The sequence below is a fragment of the Pseudoalteromonas sp. PPB1 genome (assembly GCF_015356275.1).
Taxonomy (GTDB): Bacteria; Pseudomonadota; Gammaproteobacteria; order Enterobacterales; family Alteromonadaceae; genus Pseudoalteromonas; species Pseudoalteromonas rubra_D.
The window spans coordinates 1-26,008 of sequence record NZ_JACEQV010000022.1 but is presented as its reverse complement, the minus strand read 5'-3'; the positions used below and the strand labels follow the sequence as shown (position 1 = coordinate 26,008).

Genomic DNA, 26,008 nt, shown 5'->3' with positions numbered 1-26,008 from the left:
CCTACGATTTTGGGTGGGTGTCCATGTAACCCCTTAGGTGGGTGTCCACGCAACTACCACATATATACCCTTGAAACTTTGAAACTTTCCATCAATACCCTTATTGAGTGTGAACATTGATTTGATATCACCCCAAGGTCATAAATTTCGTCACCTACCTGGACTGAAAGCAACTCTCTACCCATTTCAGGAATAGTGGTGAAATTCACTTCCATATCATAACGTGATGCAAAGAACTTCGTATGAATTCCTTGCTCAAGCTTCACCCCAGAAGGCTGAAACTCCACTCTAGTAAATTTAAAAAATTTAGAAAAATAACCGCCACTTTCAGTATCCAGTCTGAGAACCACATATTTATCTGGCACAGATGAACATTCAACTTCTAATGGAATACCAAAGTTCTGATATATTGAAGTAAAAGTTAAAAGTACAATAAATAAAAAAGCTATTTTCATATCAATTTCCTAAAGCTATTCTCATATAAAGATCATCAGGTATGAAGCTCCCCCAATATTTAACACCACTCCCCACAGCCCCAGATTGAATTATTGAATATACAGCTGCACTGGTACAATTTACACTCAGTAAACCATAATCAATATTTGGTGTGTTAAACGAGGCCATTGTGTAAATTGCTTGCTCATACTGACCCTGATCAACACTTAGTTCGAGTAATTGATAATTACCATTACCATCTAGCGCTTTATTAAACTCTTCTAAGTCGCTTTTAACAACTCCTTCACCAGCTCCATAAACAAAAGACTCATAAGCATCTTCAGATCCTGGCCAAAACCCCCAAGCCTCTTTTGTTCCACCTGGAGATATACCTCCAATAAATGCATGCCCTACGCCTTCACCATTAAACAAAGCAGATTTCCTAGCCACTAGATATAATTTATATCGTTTTTTCTGAGCCTCAACTCTTTTAGCTTGCTCATTACCATTAAATGCCTGAGCAAACGCCGCCGTAGTTGCACCATTGGAAAACTTACCACCAGTAACTTTCGATACTGTACCACCCACCACTGCGGCCACAGCGATACGGACAGCATCCCAACCGGCTCCCTGTTGAGTCCCCACAATACCATTTATATTCAGTCCTTTCGTTAATCCCGCACTCCAGAAACCATGACCAAATTTACCGCCCTGCAGTTCGGATATGATCCCGCCCGTAAGTGCATGAGTAGCAACATGACCAATACCACCGGTTTTCCAGAAAGCACCACCTGTGCCATCAAAAGCACGGCCTATCTGGTTGAAGGCTTCTGCGGAAACAGCTGCAATCGCCCCAGCTTTGAATGCCTGTGATGAAGAACCGCCCATCGCGCGGGTAAAGTTGTAACTCCAGTAAGCGGAGCCCAAAGGACCACCCGCCTTATAAAATGCAATGTTGCCGATAATGTTCGTAAGCGTAGGACCAATTATCTTTGACGATAACTTGATCATTGGCCTGAGTGCTGGGTCCAGAATCTTGCCAATGCTGATATAACCACTTGGATCAGTCCGACTAAGTGGGTTGTTCAGTACATAGCTGTACGCGTTGTAACTCTGGATGTTACTCGGCGCCTGAACAAACGGATCCGCCTGCATAAACCGCCCTGTATCTGCATCGTAGATCCGACCATTCATATGGGCGAATGTGATCTTGGATCCCTCTCAATCAGCTCTCTTTATTTGTTCTATGATTATTTTGGTGCCTGAAACCCTCAATGCGGTATCATAGCTCACCATGCTTTCCTAAAAGCGTATAAAAACTTATTGCTTGTATTCAAGTCAGGAAAGCTGGCTATTCTAGAGGTGTAACATGAAAGATTACGGTGTAAAACTGGTACACAGGCCAGCCATCAAGGTGAAGTCCGATTTAGATCTGAGTACCAGTAAAGGCAGGCAAATCGTTAGATCTGAAACCAACCTTATCAAACTTCGTCAGGCTAAAACTTTGGCTAAACTCACCACCTTGTAGGTAAAAATGGCCCGTAGCTATATTTGGCCATTCTTGGTTACTGCTTTACCCCCAGCTCTCAATAATTGCTGTTTTGCTGCGCATCGTGAATACCCACTCCTTGCCTGCTTTTTCTTTTTCAAACAAGTTCAGCTCAACCAGGCCGTTTAAGGCATCTCGTGCGGTATTGTATGAGCAGCCCAGGTTTTCTTTCACATTGACCGCTGTAAACTGCTTGGCCTTACCGCTTTTTGCCACCATAAACAGCGTTTTTTGTTTGTCACTGAGCTTACTGAACAGGCCCGAGTCCCATAGCCAGCGGGTGAACGCTTCAGACTCTCTCAGGTTATTCTCATAGGCATGCTTAAATTCGCCAATCGCACGACCTACAATTTTGCACTGGTAGTCAATGAAGTAGGTTAGATCAAGGTCATCCGTTTCAGTGTATAAGTAGCTTTTTCCATATTGGATAGGGGCTGCTTTTAGTAGCACGCTGATGGCTATATACCTGAATGCCGCATAGTCATTTTTGAACATGTACCAGTAAAATAATGAGCGCGCTACACGGCCATTTCCATCCCGGAATGGGTGCTCAAAGCCAATCACAAAGTGCATAACGATTGCTTTAATAAGCGGGTGCAGGTAGTGACTGCTTTCGACATCCTGATGGTCCTGATTTACCCAGGCAATAAACTGCTCCAGCCGCTCGTGAATTCGGTTGGCTGGCGGTGGGGTGTGTACCGTGTTGCCCTCAGCATCAGCCACTTCAACATCATCTGTCTGCCTGAACGCGCCGGGGTGGTATTTTTCATCATCAATCGACTCCACACCGATTTGGTGCATGGACTGAATAAGGTCAATGGACAACCGTTTGTGGCGGTTTTGCCAGGCGAATTGCATCATTTTAAAATTGCCAATGATCATTTTCTCGTCTGGCGTCCTTGGCTTTCTTGCTCGCTTGAGCAGATCTTTGGCCACTTTTGTTGTGGTAGCAGCCCCTTCCAGTTGGCTGCTACTAATGGCTTCATCCTCGATCAGGTCATTAAGCAGATATTCAAAGTGTTTTTCTTCGCCTACTTTACTGCACATGTACTCGAGTGAGGCGCTGGTTGCATGCCTGTCAGCTTCTGAGATTGCCTTCTGCATGGTCGGTGTCAGATAGAAACGGGCCTGACGCTCGGGTTCATCCAAAGGCAATACTGGGCTCAGCTGTTTGCTTCTGGCTTTCTTGATAAGGCTCCAGGCAATGTCCAGTTCCAGCCCTTTTGGCAGACGAAACCGTAATTCGTCGTAGTGCAGATAGCGCCCCTTGTCATCAACCACGGAGGCGTGATCAAAATAACGGGAGAGCTCATTAGGGGCATGCTCAGTGATCCAGGTTAGTGGATCAGTGTGAGTCAATTGCGGTGGATGCTTAATCATATACTTATCTCAAAATACCTGGATTTTGAGATAAGTATATTATAAAGATAAAAGATATGTCTCAAAAATATCACAAATTGAGATATAAATTCCTGTTAATGTCCATAAACCTCACGATCTCAACTACACATCTTCCCTGACATAGTCATGTAGCTTACTGCCTGCCACTGCCTGCGACCTGGCCGCCGGGTGGCATCGGCTCAGCGTTTCCCTTAATTGCACCTGAGTAACGGTCAGATAGACCTGAGTTGTTGAAATGTCGGCATGTCCGAGGTACTCCTGAATACACCGCACATCCGCGCCGTGCTGTAGCAAGTGAGTGGCGGCCGAATGCCGGAGTACATTGCAGGCAGCCCCAACGTCAAGACCCGCCATCAGCAGATACTTTTTTACCAGCCTGCTTAGCTGTGACGCATTAAATGGTTTTCCCTGGTTATCCAAAAAGAAGTGAGTACCCGAATTCAGTTTCGCCAGTTTTGGTCTGGCAAAGTTCAGATAAGCGTTCAGCCAGGATACCGTTCTGGGATACAAAGGGGTGTAGCGACCTTTACCACCTTTGCCTTTCCTGACCAGTATGGCGCATTTGTCTGAGTCAGTCCGTACGTCCTGTAACTGCAACTTTCCTGCTTCCATACGTCGTGCAGCAGTGCCGTAGTAACACTCCAAAATGGCTCTATCGCACAAGCCGGTGAGGCCGTATGGCCGGGTCTGATACATTAACCATTCAATTTCTTCTTCGCTCAGAAAGGCGGTCACGACGGGCCGTGGTGCCTTAGGTATTCTGGCGCTCACCAGAGGATCTTCAGTAATGAGCCCCGTATAGGCCAGCTCTTTGAAGAGTGTGCGAATGTCTGCTGCACGTTTTCGTCGCGTTGTGGCATTCAGCTGTGCATGTGTTTTCGGGCTAATATGACGACACAAGTAGACCTTGTATTGCTCGAAACAAGCTTTCGTTACCTGCTCCGCACTTTCAATGCCCTGAGCGTGCAGCCAGGCAAAGAACAGCTCATGATTATTGCGCTGCTTGTCAATGGTCATCAGCGACAACCCATCGGCCATCCTGTACTGATCGTTACGATCAAGTAGCTGTCGTGTGGCGCTGTTAATTCGAGGGTTCATCTTGCACCTCCCGCTGGAATTGGCTCAGGCACATCGCCAGCTCATATACAGGCTTAAATCCCTCAGGTAGTGGTTGGCTTAGGTTTTCATGCGACAGGGGTATCCACAACCTCTGAAACGCACCTTTGCGCCTTCTGCCAATGCGCTCACCGTATATCGCATGTAACTGTTCGGCCTGTTGTAGAAAGACGATGACGCACCCGCTCAACACTTCATGGCCACTGGGTCTGATGATGCCCAACCGTTTTAGAACACCACGCACCAGCTGCCCTTCTGCACTGCGGGGCGTTGGAAGGAGATTGCCCAAGGTACGATCTGCAAACCCCAGTAATATTTGCCCGGGCAGGCTACACGCCTCGCCAAGTTGCTCCCGCACATAGTGTTTTGCCCGTGCAGACGCCCGAAAAGAAAGCCTGTAATGTTCACAGAGTAAAGGCAGCGTTTGCGTACGAATTTGCAGATCAAATTGCCGAATATGTTCAGGCTGAGTCATATTATTCATGACGGCCTCCTTTTCGCTGCCTGGCAGAATCTCCTTCCAGTCTGATCACATGTGCATACGAAACAATACGATCCAGGACTGAATCGGCCAGTGTCTGATCCTGGAACGCACTATGCCAGTCAGACACATCATATTGCGATGTGATAATCAACGAGGCCTGACATTCCCGGGATTCGATAAACTCGAACAACAAATGGCGCTCACGTTCAGACAAAGGAGCCAGCCCCCAGTCATCCAACACCAGTATTTTCACTCGATTAAGTTTCGCTCTGAAGCGATTGAGGGTTTGCTCATTTTCAGCAGCAACCAGCTCCAACAGTAGGTCGTAGAAGCGTTTAAACTTTACTGTGATGCCACTTTCTATGGCCCCATTACTGATTGCGCAGGCCAGGTGTGTTTTGCCAGTACCCGTTTTACCTGTAATGATCACATTTTCCTTGCCGTTCACCCAATCAAACTCCATTAAGACCTCCGCAAGTAAGGGCCTGACCTCCTGATGCATTTTAAGTGAATCGGCCAGACAGGCGTCAGGCCAACGCAGTTGGGCCTGCTTTTTCATTCGCATGCGTGCCCGGGTTTTATTGTCATCTAGCTGACTAAGCAGCAGCGCTTCGAGCCGTTCAATAAACGGCATGTCATCGTAAGTGGTGAGCTGAAATTGTCGCTCCAGTTCCTGACTGAATGCGTGATATTTCAGCTCCTCACAGAGCTCAAGCAACCTTTTTTTATTCATGACCTGACCCTCCAAAATACTCCGGACCGCGAATGTTGCCATGCTGCACGTCCGGCGAATTACTTTGCGGCAGCTCCCAGGGGCGCGCACGAGTGACCATTTCCACGTAGGTCGGGTGGTACTGCTGTTTTTCCAGAGCATAGGCACATGCCAACTCAAAAACATCTGTGCCAGCTTTTGCACAGCACTTCTGTAACGCTATGCAGCGCTTGCCAACATGCCTGGAGCGGGTATTTCTGGTCAGATCATATTGCCGCGCCATCAACTCAGCCGCTGCTTTTCCTTGTTCCTCACCCCAGGCTACAAATGACTCCTTCGTCCTTTTTGCATCTTCGCGGTGCTCAGCTGGCATATGCTCAGCCAATATCGTCACGCCGTTATGCTCATCACTGATCCTGTGCTGCGCGATACGCTCATGGTTGTGCTGAATGTCAATCATGTCGTCATCATAGACCCGTATTTCTACTGGTTTACCAATAAACTTATAGGGGACTGAGTAGTGATGATGCAGGTAAGGCACCAAGTAAGTTGCAGGTACTGTCAGCACCTGCTTATGACACAAATATCTAAAAGCGTGAGCTGGTAATGGTGCTAATGACTGCTGCTCTTCTGCATAAAATACATCGTCTCGGCTGAAGTCACATCCCTGCAGCCGATTCGAGTTTAACTTGTCAATTTCCCTGCGTATATGCGAATTAACCGCAGGCAATGTCGTAAACAGAATATCCTGCATCCGATTCAAAATACTGTAGGTGACTATTTTTACGCCATTTTCACCCACGGCATTGTCCTGTGATGTAGCAACTCGAGATGTATCTCCAAGGCACTTGTAATGCCTGAAAAAGTGCTGGGTTTCGTCCCTATAAATAGGTATTAATCCGGGCTGTTTCACCAGAGCTGTGGCGTTGTCGCTGTGGATCACTTCAGTGACACCACCAAAATACGCCAACGCTTGTTTTAGCGCATAGAGCCAGTCTCTGGTAGTCATGCCGCGGGTGGCGAATGCAAATAGCCGCTTGGAGTAACCCAGAACAGCAACGAATACATACAGACGCTCAGTCTGGCCATTCTCTTTCATCGGCACGGTTAGCCCGGCATAGTCAATAAACAGGCACTCGCCAGGTTCATAGTACTGCTTCATAGAGGCCTGATACTCTTTGATCATTTGCCTTGCCAGGTGCTTAAACTGTGTGAGTCGATATGCCGTGCTGGGATCGGCCGATTCGTACTCTAAAAACAAAGCGATCCAGGTGATCCGCCTTTTACCCTTCCTTCGGATCCGGGTCTCTATGATCCTGTCTTTATTGGGCAAGCGCTTCTGATTTTGCTGGCGGGTGATAAGATTGGGATAAAAAACAGACAATAACTTTGTGTCACTGATTGAGTCGACGTAGGCATAGGACAGCGCCTTCGCTTCAACGACCTTTTTCATCCTCCCAAAAGACTGGTGCGAGCATTGAGCACGCTGCGCGCCTTCCCGATGACTACACCCCGGCTTAACTTCACAAACCCAGGAGATTTCTCGAAGTTGATCTGGCTTTAAATACATAAGTGCCTCCTGTTTTTAGCAAACAAGGCACACGCCCGGAACCTGCCAGGATTTCATACTTGACAGTGTTCAGGTTTCAAGCTTTACTGTAGAAGTCGGACCGTAAAATTCGACAGTTCCAGAGAGAGCCAAAGTTGCAGCTTTGGCTTTTTCGCTTTATGTGCCCACTACGTTAAGTTCTATTTTTCAGTTGTTCGTCCTCCTATCTCTGAAGCTAGCCATTTGGCTACGTCACTTGAAAATGCAAAATATTCACGCTGACCTCGTATACGAAAGACCCCAACAGGTAAACAGCCTTGTCTTCTCGCGGTATGAAATGCCTCCACATTTTCATGTTTAAGAATGCGCCATAGTTCACTATCAGGTATCAACAGCCCAAACCACTCCAGTAAACTCAACTCTATGTTCAGTTGTGACGTACTTTCTACTTCTAAAGATTGCTGTTCGCTCATTGTATCGACCTTCTAGAGTCCCCAATTTTTTACCTCACTGTTCGAAACATAGCCTGTCACCCCAGTTTGTCTACTATCAAATGAAATAAAAAAATGACAGAAATTTTGAAAATATGAAAAATTCAACTATCTGATATTTATGAGATAAGTTTCAAAGATTCAAATATGAGTGGAATAAACACGTGAAAATACCGAACAAGCAAATTACCCACCTCAGGAACGACTGTTGGCGAACATTGGCACTGGGCTTGCAGAATGCGGACGATACCCCCAAGAGTATTGACTGCCTGTTAGACAAAAACGCATCATCTAAAGCCAAATCGAGCAGTACCGCAAACCGGCTAAGCAGCGCGAAAAATAGTCCATCACTAAGAACTCGCCAAAGACTATGCCATCCTCGCGACTTTGATTTCTGTGAGCGTTTCTTCCACTCTCCACTCTGGCGCCTCCTGGATCCGGCAGAGCTAAGCCAGGAAGAAATTAGGCACTTTTATCGGATTCTTCCTGTTAATATCTTGCGATACTTACTGGAAGATGAATCATCTTGCAATAATCCTGTTGCCAAACCAATCAGCATAAAACAGCTCAAACTATTTAAACGTATCGACAGTGAAACATGGCTAATATACCTGCTTTTTTTGCTTCGCTGTCCCACTCACATAAAATCGAAAGGTGCCTCCCATATTTTAGCTGAGAAATTAAAACTACAAGTATGCATTTTATCCATGAACGCACCTTTTTTTAAACACAGAGATGCGCTTTGGGATGTTATAAAAAAAAATAAATATCTGACTCAATTATTTGAACAAAATACAGCACACTACTTTAAAGGGTATCATTTTGAAAACCTTTTAGGAAAGCTAAGGGTCACAGAATCAATATTTGATTCTGCCTTTATGCTCATAGAAGACCAGAGTTATTTTAAGTTTGCCGAGCTATTTTTTGAATCAGACAGAAATCAAATCGATGCAGAAGTTAGAAATATTGCGACAGATGAAAGATACACTGTAACCAATGACGGTAAAGGGCTATGGTGGCTGTGTGAGCAACTGAACACACTCCGCCCCAAGCATTGCCAGATGCCGCTCCCTCCCAGGTTTTGCATAACACGAGTGAACTATAAGATGGTCCTCACACTTGACCGAAGTGGTCGAAGACCACCGCCCACCTGGTTACGCAACCCCGGCTAACCTGGTCGCTTAAACCGATATATACAATTGTATATCACACTCCCTGCGGACCACGAGGTCAATGGATACGACCACGCTGGTCAAACCGATGCGACCAAAAAATCGGTGACATATGACCAGAAACAGAAAAGCCCCGGCGGGTGCCTGGGGCTTTAGATTGGGTGTCTTTTATATTTCCCTATCAACTGAATTTTTAATTATAATAAACAAGGATAAATGAATATATAACATGTATGGTAGATTACCTTTATCTTCAAGCAATTCATATGGCAACCCAAAAGGATTAACAAGAGGGCTTAAAAAGCACCACAAGGGTGTGAAAAGGCGTTTATAGCTTTGTATATCCCCTTTATTACACCAAGCAGGAAGCAATGCAATAAAACTTTCTATTTTATAGCTATCAGACTGTTTTCTAGTCACAAAACCAAATGTTATCTTTAAGTCATTTTCAATATCCAAAGAAAGGAAAAGCTGATTATTTGATGACATTTTTTGATCATAATAAAACCCTTTTAGCGAGTCAATATTACTAACAAAACTCTTAGCCAGAGCCTTAAGCCCCTTTATATCTTTATAAGCTTCATTCTGATGAAAGAATGATTTTACTTCCTCCTCAAACTTTAAGATATAACGAGAATAAACAGAGCTTCTCCACTCTTGGAAACCTTTAAAGTCCTGCCTTGACCAGAGCTTAAAGTACAAATCAACTTCATTCGATGCAAGGTCATTAATATTTCCTGACTCATCAAACTTCTCCCTACACTGAGAGAGCAGTGAATCAAGATAGTCAGACTTGTATTCACCCTTACCAATTTCTACTTTGGAGGCTTCCGACAATTGCATATAATAATTATTCCATTTGACAGAAACATTATTACTTGCCAACTTGAATTTCACTTGTTCTTCAAGTTCATTTATCGCGCAAATACCAAGAGATTCCAATTCATCCCTAAAATTTTGCTTATTCTTTAAAAGTGAAATCAGAAGAACATTGAAAGATTCCTCACTTAAAAAACAGGACATGCATTAACCTCTTTATTTTGATGGCCCAATATAGTCGACTTAGCTGTTTGATCAATTGCATAATAGTACGCAAGCGCTTGTTCATTTGTTAACTTTGTAACATCATACAAAACCAACCCATTCGTATATGGGTACAACCCAATATGATAAGCAGCACCATCAAAAAACATTATATTTGCATCAAAGTACTCACCTACTAAATCTATACTATTTCCGATTTTTAATCCGCTAGCGTCTGCATAGCCATTGATTTGTGAAACAGCTTTATTATAAGCCGTTCCTCCCCCATGAGACATTGGCTTAATCTCCCATACCTGAGAAGTTCTTGGGTCAACAATATCAGGCCTACCTCCCCCAAAAAATGAGCGAGCGAAGCCAGCTCCTTCTACCGAGTATCCCATTTGATTAAACTGCCTATTTACATGAGAGTGGACAGCCGTGCCAAAGTTCATAGCTTTTACAGGTCTAGCACCATGATACCAATCAAGATCAACATACAACCCCCAAGTATCCGAAGATTGAATTGGATTTCCTAGTACATACCCATATGTATTCACCCCACCGGCCAAACCAATAGGATCAGACTGAATATAACGCCCAAGACTCGGATCATAATCTCTGAAGTAATTGTAACTGTAGCCAGATTCAACATCATGATATTGGCCTGGGAATCCAAAACCTTGCTCTGCCACCGTGACTTTGTAGCTTTGCCCAAACGGCAGTGTATTACTTCGCCATGTTAATTTACCAGAGATATCAGTTTGCACCATCGGTGACCCTAGATGATCATTGTGAACGTAGTCAACCACATGAGAACTGCCCATATACCTGATACTCGCAACACGTTGCTTGTTCAAATATATGTATTCTACAAGTGGCTCTCCCTGCGCATTGGACTCCGCTATGAGTAAATTATTTTGATCAAAGTGGTAATGTGTCGTGGTTTTCTCACCGTTGGAAGCAGTCTGAACCTTAGCAACTCGCTGCCCTTTTGCATTGTATACGTACTGTACTTGTGAACCATCTCTAAAAGTAATTTCACTTAATCGATTTGCTGCGTTATAAACAAGTGACTTGCCATTCAAGGTATCCACCGTTGTTTGGCCATTAACATTGTACTCAAACACCCGTTCAGGTTTGCTAATCGGCAAAACTTGCTCAAGTTGATTGCTGTTGAGTGCATATTGGTAACTTACGTCTTCCAGCAACTCACTGTATTTTGACAACCATCTGCGATTCAGCCTATTACCAACTGGGTCATAATCGTAGCTCAGTTGGCCATATTCACCTGAAGCAAAAGTTAGCCTGCCCAGGTTATCGTATTCAAAATACTCAGAAAGGACATCATCTTTAACATTAACAATGTTGGTAATTTGGTTTGCTTCATCATATACATAATGGCGATTCAGCAAGGTATTTAATCCACTTGTAAGTAGGATCTCTCCCATTCGCCCATCTGTATCATAAGTGTTTTGCTGCATAATACCGTTCCCATAGGAGATCAATTCAGGCTCCGCAAACGGGAGGTATTCTACATTTTCAACCAAGGTGGTTGTGTTGCCTGCAAATGAATTACTAAAGAGTGTATTGACCCGTCCAGCCTCATCATAGCCATAGCTAACAACCATACCACTTGGATAAACCTGAGAATCTAACAGCCCTTTATCTTTATAGTTAAAGCCTTGGCTATATTGCCTGCCTTCGATTTGGTAGGTTTTCGAAGTTAGATAGCCTTGTCCGTTGTACTGGTATTGGCTATCGCCACTGTTATCGAGAATGCGTGTTACTTTTCCTATTGCACCCGATACCGCTGGAGGCTGCGCGCTATCGAAAAGCTGCTCATCATACTGATAAAATATATCTTCATTAGCAGCACCAACAAAGTGGACATGAGTGACCCGTCCAATTGCATCATATTCATAGCTAACCACCTGTCCTGCGTTGTCAACTTTTTCGATGACTAGGCCCGCTGAGTTATGTTTATACACGGTAGTACCTGTATCAGGACTTATCTGCTTAACTTTCTCACCAAAGCCATTGTATTGGTACTCTGTGGTTAATCCACGTTGGTCTGTTACTTGGGTGACTTTATCTTGTACATCATAGTATTGATGAACTACACCACCGTCTGAGTCGGTTGTTTGTACAAGCCTGTTTAAAGCATCAAACGCATGATGTGTCGTATTACCCAGACCATTTGTCGTTGAGGTCACCTGTCCATTTCCGTTGTACTGATGAGAGACTTGAGAGTTCACGCCAACTTGTGCAATTAGCTGGCTAAGTTCATTGAACTGTTGCCTCTGCTGCTTCACTAATTCGCCGTTACGATTTAAGACATTTTTCTCAATCGGATTGCCTTCAGGATCTCTGACGTATTCAATTGTTTCACCCAGGTGATTACTCATTGTTTTGACACGATAAGCTTCATCATAAGTGTAGCGTGTTACCCCTCCATTAGGGTGTGAAATACGCTCAATCAGGCCTTTTCCTGAATTATCACCACTATGGGCATACTCATAACGCGTTGTAGCATCTACTCTTTCTCCGTCAACAAATGTAACGTTTGTTTTGCTACTGATCCAGCCACTCTCGTTATAAGCAAGCTCCGTCATAGAACCATTCGCGTGAGTAATTACCAAAGGACGCCCGGATGGGTTGTGCTTAGTCACTTCAGTTTTATATCCCAGGGCATTCGTTACTGAAATCTGGTTACCTAACTCATCATATTCGTACGTCGTAACGTCAGCAACATCCGTACGCGGTCCATCGACTTCAACAACTAAACCTCTTGAGTTGTAATGATAGTGAGTCGTACGACTCGGAAATACATCCATCAGATTTTGCAGCCAGTTTTGCTCTGCAGTTAAATCAAATGTTGTATGACTCAACAGTAAACCTGAACCTGAATACTCAAACACTTGCTTAGCTTTCTCTGTTTGGACTAGCTCCTTTACTGGGTACACATCATGCCATTCTGTTAAAGTCGTGCGTTCAATATCTGTACCTAACGCTTCCGTTCTGCTGATCTCCAGATCCCTGTCATTATACGAGTAAGTGGTTATTACGCCGTTCCAATCTGTACTTTTCGTTACATTTCCACGGCCATCATATTCATATTGCTGATTAGTAGACAGACAACTGGTACCGCCATCTCCAGCCACATTTAATGGCTGATTACTATCATTGAATGTATAGGTCGTTTTAAAACCCAGCGAGTTTGTAACAATACTCTGCTTGTTGGGCAAAAACCTGATGTTTACTTTCTCAATGTCACTGCCTAACGCGCTGGAAACAGCTCTTCCATTATCATCATATCTCACTCTATGAAGAATATTCCCTTGTTCATTACTTATATGAGTAATGGCAGATCTATACTCATAGTTTCCGTAATGATATTTTTTGTAGCCGCGTTCACCATCCCGGCTGGCTGGCCGCAACGCTTTTACTAATGTTCGATTAGCTAAGTTGTACTCATATTCAAACGTACCTTCAGGCGTTTCTAACTTAGTGAGTAAACCTGCAAGATTATATTCTAGGTGGATTTCTACACCCATACTGTCTGTTACTGAAGTCAACATGCCTTTGTTGTTGTACTTCAAAAACTGTTGATACAAGCCTATCTCGTGAACTTCAATCAAACGCCCATGTTCATTAAAGATCTCTGTTGTTCCGTCAGCTAACGTTAATACCCATCCGCTATCGATTTGCTGTAAATGCTCTGAGGTATTTGCTGTATTCTCATAAGAATCATGTTTGCTATTTTTGCGACTAAAGGTTCGCTCTTTCTTATTTAAACCCAAGTACCTAACAAGCTGCTTATTGCCTTTGATGAACTCAAGCTTCCTGTCAAAATTATGGCTCCAACCCATACCTAAGCTAGTTTTAGTCTTGGAGTAGCTAAAGTAATATCGCTCGAACTTAAGTCGGCTATTTCCTGCCGCTTGATAGTCTCGCATGGTGAAGTACTTTTCACCTGTGGAAATGTTAATCGGATTAGGAGAACAAACAGAACCGGTTCTGCCATTGCTGTTGTTGTTCGAACCTTGTGAACTCCAATCTGCCCTCATTGCAGCCGAAAAAGCAGCACTGAACGCACCATTAGCAAACTTGCCGCCGGTTACTTTTGAAACCGTTCCACCCACAATCGCACTTATCACAACTTTCCCGAGCGGATTTCTAATTCCTCCACCAATGCTTCCAGCAGCAGCACCCAGTCCAGCAGCAAAGAATCCATGACCAAAGTTGCCGCCCATCAACTTAGATGAAACGCCTCCAATCGCAGCACTCGCAAGTATCGCACCGGCACTTCCACCTCCGGGCATAGCAGCAGCCGTCAAACCAGCGGTTAATCCTTTATTTAAACTTCCCGTAGTTGCAAAGGTAGAGCCCGCACTATATGCCGCAGTTGCCGCAGCGGCACACCAACCCTGACAGCCTGGAATAAAGTTGAGGCCAATGGTGACCACGGTGTTGAGCCAAGGCACTTTGCCAATAGCGCGAAGCATTTGCCACGTTCCCGTCGCCTTCATAGCTCCCTTAAGAAGCTTTTTAAACAAATACCCACTCGGATCCGTATAACTCAGCGGATTATTCAACACATAAGAATACGCATTGTAATTCTGCAAATTACTCGGCGCCTGCACCACCGGATCCGCCTGCATAAACCTACCCGTGTCTGCATCGTAGATCCGACCATTCATATGAATGATACGCTTGTCGCCTCCCAGTGACACCGGCTCATGCCCTGTATAGGCCCTCAGGTTGTCATTGATAGTATTGAACACATCGCCCATCAGCTCTGAATTCTGCTCAACCTCACGCTGCTTACCAAATATATCGTACGCATAACGTGCCAGGACCTTATGTTCGCCATTAGTCACGACAATGGTGGACCCCTGATGGTCAGTAAACAACCACTTGGTTTTACTCATTCCTGTATCAAAATAGGTTTGCTGCGCATCGTTGCCGATATAACGGTTAATCACAGGCTTGCCATCCTCACCTTTTGGCTTGGTCAGCTCCAGAGCGCCCACGTAATATACTGTGTTTGACCCATCCACTCGCTTGTAGCGGCGATTATTCGCATCATACCTGAAGGTGACGGTCTCTCCATTGCCCGTCATTTCAACCGCTTTATTACGCGCACTGTACTCAATCGACGTAGTGCCATCACTGCCTGAGCGCGCTATCTGATTACCATTGGCATCATAACTAAACGACTCTGTCTTAGCAGGCAGTGTGCCCAAACAGCTCGAACTTGCTATACGGCTTCGTGAAGAAATAGCATGTAGTGGCGTATTGTCTTCTCCATATCGCTGGTTCCAGCGACCCAACACCAGCACTGATGAGCCTTCATAACCAGGACAGTCAACGTCTGTACCAATCAGATAATCCGCTTTCTCGGTTAAATTACCCGATGCAGAGTACTTGAACAGATCGACGTTGTTTACTCCCAGCACCCGGTTCATATCATCATAATGATAAGTGCGGGTGTCCATGCCTATCTGCTTGCTGCTTATCAAATTGCCCAGGCTGTCAAAGCTGTAAACGTCACTTTGAATTGCAAAGTTACTGTCTGAAATCTTTTCGACCATGCCCTTTTGGTCATAGACGATGTTCATGGTCACACCGCCTTTTTCGTACGTGGTGACCTGACCACGGGCATTGAGCGCCGTCACTTTGTAGTAAACCTGGCCCTTATTGCTATTACGCGCCTCTGTTTTTGCCAGCAGCTGACCGTTTTGATAAGTCATAGCAACACCGCGCGCTTCTATAAGTTCGCCCTGTTCATCTCGACGGTAGTCATCAAACTGCAAGGCCAAACGACTGTAGCTATCATAGAAGCTCTGTTGGATCACACAGAGATTGTCAATTGGATCCAGGTTTGAGCCATCCGGAATACGTAAATCGCCCGTTGACCCTACAAAACTGACTTGCCCTGCGCACTGGCTCGTACTATCCAGTGACGTCAGCGTTGCTGCTGCACGCCCTAATGTGTCGTAATAATAGGTTTGCCCCCAGTCAGAACCCTGCGAACTTGATATCAAGCGATGAACGGTGTCGTTTGTATCTCCATACACCCAGGTACTGGTGCCTTCGGCAAACACCCCCTCTGGCGTCGTTTGCTCCTGTTTGATTTTTCGACCTAAGAAGTCGTAATCCATGGTCAGTTTCACACCACGTGCATCAGTTTGCGTAAGTAGTTCACCAAAGGCATTGTAGGTGTATTGCCAATAGCCTCTGTCTGAATCCTGTACAAACTCTTTACGGCCCATGTCGTCATAAGTAATGGTACTCAGCAGGCGATCATTGGCCGCTTCTGCCGATGACTGAACGGTGAGCTGAACGCCCAGTGCGTTATAGGTATAGTCCAGCGTGTGATTAATGTTGTCTATCACCTGTACTGTCTGGCCAATGGTATTACTCAGCGTAGATTTAACCTGATCACGGATATCAGAACCCCTGACAGTGACTGTGGTCTTTCGACCCTCAAACGTTGTCTCTGATTCTGTGTCAGAATTGGCGTCGTAGACTTTCTTTACCCTGTCTAGCGCATCATAGGTGCTTGTCACAGTCTTTGAGCCAGCTTCAATGACCACATCATTACGACCGTAACGATCAAACTGATATTCTGAAGTCAACCACTGGTTCTCAAGTACTGTCAGCTTGCTCACTGAATAAGTGCGTCCCATTTTATCCAGCAAGTGTTTTTCGCGCAGTACGCCGTTAACTTCTTTATTCAGACGTACCACGCAGTTTTCATTCGTTTTGCACGCCGTGAAATAGCTGTATGCCTGAGCTCCGGTCTTACTGTAAGACCCCACTTTTCCACCAAAGTGATCATAGGTCAGTTTGGTCAACACGCCGTTATTGTCAATCAGTTCAGTTGGTTGGCCAAATTCATTACGACGCGTCAATGTATGCTGGCCTTTCTCGACGGTACGGACTTTTTCGGAAATCAACGACAATGCACTTTTGCTGCCACTTTTTTTGGTGTGGAGTACATAACGCCCTTGTGGATCAAAGATAGATTCAGAGGTACGCGTTTCACGCTCCGACCCCGTACATGCGGTGTTTTCGCTTTGTACTTTTACTTTGTTGCCAAAGCTATCGTATGAATGTTCTGTCGTTAATTCATATTCACAACCTAAGCCTTTACCGACAACCTCCTTATAAAGCATATTTTCATGGGCATGGTTCTCGGGATAATATTCAAAGTGACTGGTTTTAGATATCGCAGTGAGGCCTGCGCCACTGTGAGTCACCTTAGTTTCGGACAATCGGCCCAAGCGCTTGTGTACGTCTGTTGTGCCATATTGGTTTTCGGTGACAACACTGTGCTGCACAGTGCCCGTTGCCCCAACCGTGGTGAAATGCTCAGCACCTGAGGCATCCACATCGTAGGTATTCACGCTAAGGTTTTCAACATTGCCATACGTATCTTGTAAGGTTGTTGTATCCGTACACGTGTAAGCACTTACACTCATTCCTGAATCAACTACGGCACTACATTCACGGCTGTCCGAATTATAAACCCGATAAGCGGTCACATCATTGAGTTGCTGCGATTTATGCTTGCTGTACTCGTTAACCGAGATGCTGAGCAGCTCACTGGTGTCTGCTGTTTGCATTCGTTTTTGGGTTGAGTACGGCATGCCGGTGAACGGAAATGCCTGATGGTAGCGTGTGGTCGTCTCAAAAGTCTTGCCATCTTTTTGTGTGGTGGTCTTGAGCACTTTAAAGCCCAGAGGTCCGCGACCACCAAATTGCACACGTGCGCCCTGATAATGATAATCCACTTTCGCTTTATCGGCCGACAAGGCGCCACTGCGATTACTCGGGCTGTCGGTTTCAACACTGGCAACCAATACACCCGCGCCGGTCATCTTGCTGACTAATAGCTGTTGCGCATTGAAGAGCCCTAAATCTGCCGTGAGGTCATCGTTAACGTCTGTATAAACTGCTCTGTCCGACATTAACCCATAGTGGATAGTCGTACTGTTTGTATGACCGGCATACCCTTGATTGACCTCAAGCAACATGCCTGCTGTGGGGCGCTGACTCAGGTTATACCTGACACTGACACCATAGTCGTGTTTAATCAGAATGTCTGCAACACCATTGCCATCGTAATCACTGAAAAAGGCAAAGTCTCCGCCTCTGGTATCAACGGCAAGCTCAAACGCGTTGTCACTGAGCTTAGTGAAGCGCTCACTTTGAGTCGACCACTCATAACGACGCCATTTTTTCGTGTTCTTTTCTTTGAAGAACAGATCCGCTTTGCCGTTTTTGTCTATGTCCATCGACATAGGCGGAATCAGCTCGCTGACCGACAAAGTGTCATTGCTGGATTTGGCTGTCGCAATAAACACCCTTCTGAATTTAACTCGCTCACTAGATTGATTAAGCTGTACATGCCACTGCTTTACATCATGGTTATACTCAGGCGTAGCCAGATATATCAGGTCCACCAGGCCATCGCCATTGACGTCACTTGGCGTTAACAGTTCTATTTTCTCATCCGATGCTATCGTTTCCGTCAGGAAAGGATTAAACCCGCCGTAGCCAGATTCTCCCTGGTTGTAATGCACCGCCAGACGTTTAGCATCGTCATTATTACAGTGGGTAGAGTCACATTTTAGTGCAACAATATCTGCCAGGCCGTCAAAATTCATATCGATGACATGCCAGTCTGTGCCCTTACTCGTAAAGTCGCCGTAGCCATAAAAATTGCCTTCGCCCACGTCAGTACCGAGCACGTACTGATGACCAAATGCTTTGGTGTCAGGATCAGCTAACCTGACGTACAAGTTGGGGTCGTCTTTTTTATGCTTATACACTAGGTCTGCGTAGCCATCGCCATTCAGATCGGCAGGTTTGATTTCACGCATGTAATGATTAGCAGGCCAGCCTTCTGGCAGACTCAGTGTTTGCAGCTGATTGTTGTCATTCAGTGCGTAATGGGCCCAATAGCCTGGATTGGCATCAGACGTATGCTCTGAACGCAAATTGATCATCAGAGTCTGTCGGCCATCCAAATCATGATCTATGGCAAACATACTGACACTTTCCTGATCATCCTTTCGGTATATATCCCGGCATGCCAGCTCTTCGGCTGCTTGATAGGTATGACCCTGATAAACACACAATGTATAACGCTTAGCGCCCTTGTCTGTCTGCTCCAGCGTGACCAGTTGTGCCAGACCTGACGCTTTTAAATCGGCCAAAGTGACTGACGACAGTGCATTATCCATCCGCTCTTTTGAATACACATTACTAAACGCTTCAAAGTCCAGTTTGCTGGCAAAAGCATCATAACTGAAGGAGACAGGGGCACGACAAACACTGCCACGGCAATGCGCAATACTTTGCAGCAGGCGAGTGCCATTGGCCGCATCCACAAAATCCAGATCATAATGGGCAAGCTCCGCCCCCTCATGATTAAATACCTCAATATTGCTCAGGCGTGCGAACTGAGTCACTTTTGCTGTATCTACGTAGCCTGCATGGCGCAGCGCCCCTACCTCATGGGTAAACACGACTCGGTTACCACTATAGTTAATTTCTGACAGGACTTTTTCAGAGTTTGCACTGTGATCTGGGTCTGTAAGCTCTGTGTAAACATAGTTGATGGTCGTGCTTTGGTGGCCCAGGTTGTCTTTCACTTCTGACAGCATCCAGCTCATGGTATGAACAACACTATCGGCATCAGTCAGGTTGGTACGGCTAGTTTCTGATACGCCGTATCGTTTTACCGAGCCATCCTTTGCAAGTACAACAAATTGAGACTGGCTACCCTCACCCAGTTTATAAACGGTTATCTGGGCATCTATCTCAGTCATATATTCGTCAGCAATTTGCTCACCCTCGAAGCTACCACTGTGCGTTTGCACCGCTTTACTGATCAAGCGCTGACCATCAAGGCAATAACGGTCATCCTCACTTAATGTCAGCCCTTTAAACTGGCCGTCCTGTGCTTTAGTTTGCCGACAGCGTGAAATACCTGATGTCGCACTCAAATTCCAGCCAAGGGCAACTAAGCCATCACCGCCTTGAGAACTGTAGTTCAGACTGACCTCAGGCTGCACTCCTGTGATACCGGCGGGTAACGCAATGGGCACACTATAAGATGCAGCGCCGCTTTCGGTTACTCGGAAGCTGCCTGTGGTTGGTTGTAAACGAGCATGGGCAAGCAACACACTTTTGCTCGGCGCTTGCTCTGGTGCAACGTCAACCGATGGCAACGCAACAGACGGGCTTCCCTCTACAGCCGAGCTAGTGATGATAATTTGCGCTTCATTGGAGTAATTATTGCTACAACGAGATACCACTTTATCCGCAAGAGAGTCCGGAAGTTTTAAACATGCCAGTGCCTTAAACTGATAACTGCCGTTTTGTTTAAATATACTGGTAAGAACACCGACATTATCGGCTTTGGTTTTGTCAGCATCCAGGGTTGCAAACAGTTGATACTGAGGGTTGCCTGGCTGAAGCGCATACAGTTGATATTCTTCAACCCGCCCCGGTGCTGTCAGCATGAATTCGATTATGCCACTGTGCTCCGTTGCGCTTAATGTGGGGATATGCAGGCCATCTCTATGATCCGCCGGATTAGTGCCAATTGCTTCTTCTAACCTGTCACTCAGACCATCTTTATCACTATCATAGTCATAATCACAGTAGTCACTTACTAAGCAACGACCATAGAAGTACTTAAGCAGGTTAAAAGTTGCCGCTTCATATTGGTTATGGCTCTGTCCCAGCAGGTCAATGATCACATCAGCCCGGGTAACCCCCATTTCGAGAACGCGGACCCAATACGCCTGATCACCAGAGCCATACTTGGCGCCACTCAACACCTGATCAGCGACATCTTTTAACTGCAAATATTCAAATAACGTACTGATGAATTGTGCATTGGACGACTCAGACAAAGATGGCTCAATATTAATCAGTGCATTGATCATCTCATTGAGCGGATGACCATTTACCATCAGGTAAGCCATGAAACTCAACTCTTTTTTACTGGGTGTTCGTTGTAACAGGACCAGCATGGCTTTCGTCAAAATCACAAGGCCATCGGTATTTTGGTCTGGATGCCACCACTGAGCTTCCCACTCTTTTATTTCGTCTTCGAATTGCAGCGCTAAAGCATCGATTTCCTGCCATTTCACAGCATTGGCACCAATCATACGTTGATCGATGACGTGTACCTCTCTATCTGCTGTCGTGACATAAATATGTCCGGAAGCCGATACCTGAGGCGCCATCACAATCCCGCCACTGCGAGGGAATGTATAATGCCAGTTCGCTAACCCCGTTTTTGAATCCAGTGAATAAATCGCTTCATCCATAGAGCCAATTAACAGGGCATTATTTTGATCAAATTGCGCACCGGCGCGGATCTCACCTTGCGTTTGGAATTGCCATTTTGTAGTCACTTCCAGGTTCGCTATCGGATCATAAGTCAAACGGTAGAAATGATGGTTTAGTGAACCAAAATAGATATTGTCTACTTTTCTGGCACCGGCAATATCAGAAATGGGCTCAAGCCTGACTAGAGGTTTGGCGGTAACCTGCACATTTTGATGACCTGATTCAGGGTAAGTCCACAAATATTGAAGATCACCATCCAGGTTCACTTTGTGTGCATTAAGGCCACCTTCTTCACCACCAACATACAGTACTTTACTTTCGCTGACTGTGAATTCGCGCCCACGCAGGTTAGGTCGCTGTGCTGACCCCGTCTTATCCAAAATGACAGTATTTTCCAGGTGTGTATTGTTTTCGCCCTCTCCCGACAGCACGCCATTTGTAATGGTTATCTCTACACCATTGTCCAGCAGGCCATCACGCACTATTTCCGGCAATGTGCCTGTCAGCGTGTACCCGCTTAAAGACAAGTTCTGCGGTGGGATGTAAAACGTATCTCCCGTTCCGCGTAAGCGAGCATAAAGAGTTGATTGAGAAGCACTAAATCCAACCCCAGACACCGTCACTTTGGCTTTAGGCTCAGCGCACTCAGCGCCACATTCCTCTATTTTCGCTGCATCAATATATGGCGCAATATGCTCAACAGTATGTTGTTGGCCTGCGGTACACACCCCCTGACTGTTACAAGCGCGGATTTCATAGGTGTAATGACCCTGAACTATGTCCGTGACTAGATGGCTCGTGCCCGAGGTGTTTGTCAGTACAGAATGAGGCGCCCGGGACCTGTCACTGGGCAAGCCTTTCCAGGTCACTAATTGATAGCTTTGTGTGACGCCATCTGTATTAGCAGCCCAGTTCAGCGCAAAATGACCACCTGCTTGCGTGATTTCACTATTAAAAACGGGCGCATGAGACTTGACCTCATGGTTTACGACCGGGATTGGTTCTGAGCTGCCTTCTTCACCCTTAATAATTTCCCGATTATGGGTTCTTGTTCCATACCCATAAACCCGAAGTTGCTTGCCATGGTCTGCAAACTTGGTCTGGATAGTCGTTATATATGAAGCTCTGCTAGAAACAGGCACTTCACTCACTTTCATCGGGTACGGGACACCATCCAAGGTTGCCCTCATATTAAGCGAACCCATATTAGTTAATTTTGAAAAATTAACTTCAATTAAACCCGCTCCAAGATCTATTAATTGAATCTCCGGCACCCCTGGCTTATCCACTTTTTCCTCTACAATCCTAATATCAGGGAGACGGGCAGTGGATGAATTACCATCATTATCTTCGGCAACTAAAGCAAGCTCGATATTGCTGCCAGCATCTTCATTTGATGGCATCCAACTAAAGTTGATAGTTTTTGCTTCTTCTCGATTGCTGGCCAACGGCAGCTCTAAATTATCTATTGAAGGCGAGATATAGACACCACCAGATACAGGCGAGCCATTTCTGAGTAAGGTCAGAGAAGTAAGCTTTGGGCGCCCACCACTTGCAGTATGACGAGAAAAAGCCGACGCATATACAGTAAATTTGACCTGTTCTCGGCCTACTACATAAGTGGATTTACTTGGCTTGGAGTAACCAATTCCAAAAAAATCTGCATAATTAATTACTTGTGAAAAGGCATTAGAAGCGCCCTCCTGCGTCACTGCATAAGCATAGTATGTGAACTGACCTGACTGACCAGGCGCCTCAAGGGTCACTGTACAATGACTACTAGTGGTACTACACGTTTTTATCGCGGTAACACACCCATTGTTGATCGTCTGAAAATTACCCGGTGCACGACAAATCTTGTACTCTTGTAAGCCAGACGCATGGCTCGCTGTTGCCGCTAAAGTCACAGATTCATCAACAAAGGGGGTGGTATTAGTTGCTGCTAAAGTAACTGCCGGAGGTGTTGCCAGATTAACATTAAACGACATTGTCTGGCTTGCACCTGCGCGGTCTATCACTCTGACTTTCATCCCAGAGATAGGTTGTGTGACCGGGATGACGATACCAGTGCACTTCAGCGTAAGTGTAGAACGCTTACAGGTGTTACCAGTAAAAGAAGCTATATCAGTATAACCATTGCCTATATCAAGCTCTATTTTATCTATTCGGTTCGTATACGCTTTATCATTATCATGCCCTTTCACTTCTAAGGTGAGATTATGACCTGACACGACCTGATATTTACTCCCATCCTCAGCTTCTGTGCCATCTATTTTTACCTGAAGCGTAGGGGGCGTATTCTCCTCTTTGACCAAATAAGAATAGGTATGCGTGGTTTCATTGCCTTTGCTATCTATTACTTCAGCTCTGAACTTATAAGTCGCATTCGCAAAAAACTGGCTCTTCCAGATAGATTTGCCGCATACGTAGAAACCATCATCATTCCGTTTTAAACTGCATATTCTTGTAGCACCGCTGTCTTCTCTTTTAACACCATTGATATATATTTCGTATGACAGTTTGAAAGAGGTGACATCATTATTGATATCTTTAAATGTAACTTTGCTAAAAGCATGCCATGCATCATAGCTGACTTCATTGTTAGTTCCCGAGTAAGTCGCATCCACTAATTCGGGCGCGGTATTATTATTTACTATTATGTCTCTATTGCAACTGTACCATGGGTCACTTTCGCTACTGGGATTGTTTAGCGTAAGTGATAATGTATATTTACCGGCATGCGGAAAAGTATAATGCAGGGAAGTGTTCGCAGAACTCGTTCTCAGAGTCGTAGACCCTTTTTTTAACTCAAGATTTTGATAAGGTTGGCGACTAAATTTATAAATTGTAGTAGTGCTACCAAGCATCAGATGTGTACTTTCGCCTTTAATAACATGTAAGTCAGATGCATTACATACAGGTACACGTGCGTTATAGGCTAGCACTGTGCTGGTTAACAGCGTAAAGCAAGCCAGTATAATGGATTTGATTAAGCTCACAGCTTTTCCCTCCACACCACGGGCAATACTTGTATTTGACTGTTTGTTGAAGACGCCTGAATTTGCGATTGCTCTGAACCAAACCACTGATTCATAGTATTACTAATAGTGGATGGTACGGTCCGTGTCGGCACATCAACTCCAAATATCTCATTTTCACTATTTTGCATAATAAATTGCTGGCGCTCGCTTACTTCATCGACAATTAGCGAAGGTGTGTTTATAAATTCAGCGGTTACACCACCAATTCGATACTCATTGAGTACGATACTCAGGTCATTCGAGTCTAAGACTTGTATCAAACCATCACGTTGGAAAATATATATTCCACTCTGTATTGTTTGGGATTCTGCAAAGAATTTGCTGACCGAGCTCAGGTTACTTGATGGTGCCTGGCTTATAATGACAGGGCTTGCGAGCACATTGCTGTCCTTCTCTTCACTACATGATTGCATTATTCCATCAGCTAACAACGCGCTACATATTTTTCCTTTGCCATTGCGCATGCTAATCGTAAAGATAAGCCTATTCCCTTCAATCACCGGGGCACTGTTTATCACCCCAGCCAGAGGTATGTCCCAATCCGCTTGCCAGTCAACAATTTTGCCAGCTTGTTTGGTCACCGAATAGCGATGCAACCTGCCACCATGCGTTGCAAAATACAGGTTATCCTCATGCTCAAGAACAGAACGCTCAATAACATCAATACCGGACAAAAATAAAGGCTGGCGAAAGTTGCCTTTAACACCGCCAAACTGAACCGGGTTCTCAGGTAAAGTTGCGATTGAAAGTACTCTTGATGTTGATTTACCATCAAAGTCATAAGCAGTCAGTTTAAAGCGGGACATGCTACTTACATGGATTTTTACGGTCCCATAATTTGGATTTACCACATCCCAATGGTACGCAGCTCTGTCCTGTATCATTTTTGTTATTGATACGCTGGCAGCGCCGCTAACCTGCCAACTCACTTCGGCCAAACCAAAGTCATCAACCTGACTGCGGTTGCTGTAGAAAGCCTTAACCGAAAATGGCTCACTGACTACTCTGTTTTGCTGCTTCGCCGCGGCACACCCATATTTATGACATGCTGTCACACGATAAACGCCTGATGCCGTTGCAGGCATAGTGTACTGAGTCGCCGACACGTTCGCGTTTACCATCACCCATTGGTCGTTAACATATTGCTCTACTCGATAATATTCTGCTAAACGCACAGCCGTCCATACCAGTTTATCACCTGCGCTATCTAGTTTAACCGACACATAAATAGGCGCATCAGGGGTACGCTCAATTTGCTTCAGAATGATTCTTGACCCGACTTTAATAGGCACATATGCCTGCTTAAACTCAGAAGCCATGGGGCGATTAACGATGAGAAGGTTCAGGAAAAAAAACAAAATAGAGAGTTGAGTAGCCATGCAGACTTTGACCTGATTTTATTTATTAAAATTAAGTTATTTATATATGGTATATTAAAAAGGTACGCAAAAGAACACAATGAAAACATCAACCAAAAACGAAAAGCAAAAAAAACAAAACAATGGAAAAATTAACAGGAAACACGCATTAAGTGAATTAGTTCCGACCAGACCTGACATTTCGATTTGAAAAATTGAGAGTTACCCGTTTTGATAAAGGTGTCGAATCTTTGTTCAAAACAACTAAGGAGTAACTCTCATGTTACATACTAACAATCCA

Annotated in this window: 13 protein-coding genes; 2 read left to right on the top strand and 11 right to left on the bottom strand. The window is 45.0% G+C overall.

Annotated features, from left to right (window positions below):
• Positions 1–53: 53 nt before the first annotated feature.
• A complete protein-coding gene (locus tag IY568_RS18830) occupies positions 54–455 on the bottom strand; it encodes a hypothetical protein (protein ID WP_194868396.1) in 402 nt (133 codons plus the stop codon).
• A gap of 1 nt (position 456) precedes the next feature.
• Entirely contained in the window at positions 457–1,446 is a 990-nt protein-coding gene (locus IY568_RS18825) for a hypothetical protein (protein ID WP_228553456.1), read from the bottom strand.
• Positions 1,447–1,804: 358 nt separating this feature from the next.
• Between IY568_RS18825 and IY568_RS18820 the strand changes: the two genes are divergently transcribed.
• On the top strand, positions 1,805–1,963 hold the full coding sequence (locus IY568_RS18820; protein WP_194868394.1) for an acetyltransferase: 159 nt from the start codon (positions 1,805–1,807) through the stop codon (positions 1,961–1,963).
• 45 nt (positions 1,964–2,008) lie between these two features.
• Here IY568_RS18820 and IY568_RS18815 read toward each other — a convergent pair whose 3' ends face one another.
• From IY568_RS18815 to IY568_RS18790, 6 genes are all read right to left on the bottom strand, one after another.
• Entirely contained in the window at positions 2,009–3,364 is a 1,356-nt protein-coding gene (locus IY568_RS18815; RefSeq protein WP_194868393.1) for a Fic family protein, read from the bottom strand.
• 123 nt (positions 3,365–3,487) lie between these two features.
• Positions 3,488–4,483, bottom strand: a complete 996-nt coding sequence (locus IY568_RS18810) for a tyrosine-type recombinase/integrase (protein WP_194868392.1) — start codon at positions 4,481–4,483, stop codon at positions 3,488–3,490.
• Positions 4,467–4,985 (bottom strand): hypothetical protein, encoded by a 519-nt coding sequence (locus IY568_RS18805; protein ID WP_194868391.1) that lies wholly within the window; start codon positions 4,983–4,985, stop codon positions 4,467–4,469. The genes IY568_RS18810 and IY568_RS18805 overlap by 17 nt, the downstream gene beginning before the upstream one ends.
• A complete protein-coding gene (istB, locus tag IY568_RS18800; protein WP_194868390.1) occupies positions 4,978–5,718 on the bottom strand; it encodes an IS21-like element helper ATPase IstB in 741 nt (246 codons plus the stop codon). Before istB ends, IY568_RS18805 begins: the two co-directional genes overlap by 8 nt.
• Positions 5,711–7,267, bottom strand: coding sequence for a DDE-type integrase/transposase/recombinase (locus tag IY568_RS18795; RefSeq protein WP_194868389.1), 1,557 nt, complete (start codon positions 7,265–7,267; stop codon positions 5,711–5,713). The genes istB and IY568_RS18795 overlap by 8 nt, the downstream gene beginning before the upstream one ends.
• 179 nt (positions 7,268–7,446) lie before the next feature.
• On the bottom strand, positions 7,447–7,719 hold the full coding sequence (locus tag IY568_RS18790) for a hypothetical protein (RefSeq protein ID WP_194868388.1): 273 nt from the start codon (positions 7,717–7,719) through the stop codon (positions 7,447–7,449).
• Positions 7,720–7,901: 182 nt separating this feature from the next.
• Here IY568_RS18790 and IY568_RS18785 point away from each other — a divergent pair, with 182 nt between their 5' ends.
• A complete protein-coding gene (locus tag IY568_RS18785; RefSeq protein ID WP_194868387.1) occupies positions 7,902–8,909 on the top strand; it encodes a hypothetical protein in 1,008 nt (335 codons plus the stop codon).
• 168 nt (positions 8,910–9,077) lie between these two features.
• On the opposite strand, the gene IY568_RS18780 is transcribed toward IY568_RS18785, so the two are convergent.
• Genes IY568_RS18780 through IY568_RS18770 form a run of 3 tightly spaced genes read right to left on the bottom strand, consistent with a single transcriptional unit; the run spans position 9,078 to position 25,728 of the window.
• On the bottom strand, positions 9,078–9,932 hold the full coding sequence (locus tag IY568_RS18780; RefSeq protein ID WP_194868386.1) for a hypothetical protein: 855 nt from the start codon (positions 9,930–9,932) through the stop codon (positions 9,078–9,080).
• The gene (locus IY568_RS18775) at positions 9,917–24,307 is read right to left on the bottom strand and encodes an RHS repeat-associated core domain-containing protein (protein ID WP_194868385.1); all 14,391 of its coding nucleotides are present in this window, start codon (positions 24,305–24,307) and stop codon (positions 9,917–9,919) included. Before IY568_RS18775 ends, IY568_RS18780 begins: the two co-directional genes overlap by 16 nt.
• Positions 24,304–25,728: a hypothetical protein gene (locus tag IY568_RS18770; RefSeq protein ID WP_194868384.1), complete on the bottom strand. Its 1,425-nt coding sequence runs from the start codon at positions 25,726–25,728 to the stop codon at positions 24,304–24,306. The genes IY568_RS18775 and IY568_RS18770 overlap by 4 nt, the downstream gene beginning before the upstream one ends.
• Positions 25,729–26,008 lie beyond the last annotated feature (280 nt).

Coding starts and splice junctions, on each gene's coding strand:
- IY568_RS18830 (WP_194868396.1), bottom strand. CDS start 455: ATGAAAATAGCTTTTTTATTTATTGTACTTTTAACTTTTACTTCAATA.
- IY568_RS18825 (WP_228553456.1), bottom strand. CDS start 1,446: ATGATCAAGTTATCGTCAAAGATAATTGGTCCTACGCTTACGAACATT.
- IY568_RS18820 (WP_194868394.1), top strand. CDS start 1,805: ATGAAAGATTACGGTGTAAAACTGGTACACAGGCCAGCCATCAAGGTG.
- IY568_RS18815 (WP_194868393.1), bottom strand. CDS start 3,364: ATGATTAAGCATCCACCGCAATTGACTCACACTGATCCACTAACCTGG.
- IY568_RS18810 (WP_194868392.1), bottom strand. CDS start 4,483: ATGAACCCTCGAATTAACAGCGCCACACGACAGCTACTTGATCGTAAC.
- IY568_RS18805 (WP_194868391.1), bottom strand. CDS start 4,985: ATGAATAATATGACTCAGCCTGAACATATTCGGCAATTTGATCTGCAA.
- istB (WP_194868390.1), bottom strand. CDS start 5,718: ATGAATAAAAAAAGGTTGCTTGAGCTCTGTGAGGAGCTGAAATATCAC.
- IY568_RS18795 (WP_194868389.1), bottom strand. CDS start 7,267: ATGTATTTAAAGCCAGATCAACTTCGAGAAATCTCCTGGGTTTGTGAA.
- IY568_RS18790 (WP_194868388.1), bottom strand. CDS start 7,719: ATGAGCGAACAGCAATCTTTAGAAGTAGAAAGTACGTCACAACTGAAC.
- IY568_RS18780 (WP_194868386.1), bottom strand. CDS start 9,932: ATGTCCTGTTTTTTAAGTGAGGAATCTTTCAATGTTCTTCTGATTTCA.
- IY568_RS18770 (WP_194868384.1), bottom strand. CDS start 25,728: ATGGCTACTCAACTCTCTATTTTGTTTTTTTTCCTGAACCTTCTCATC.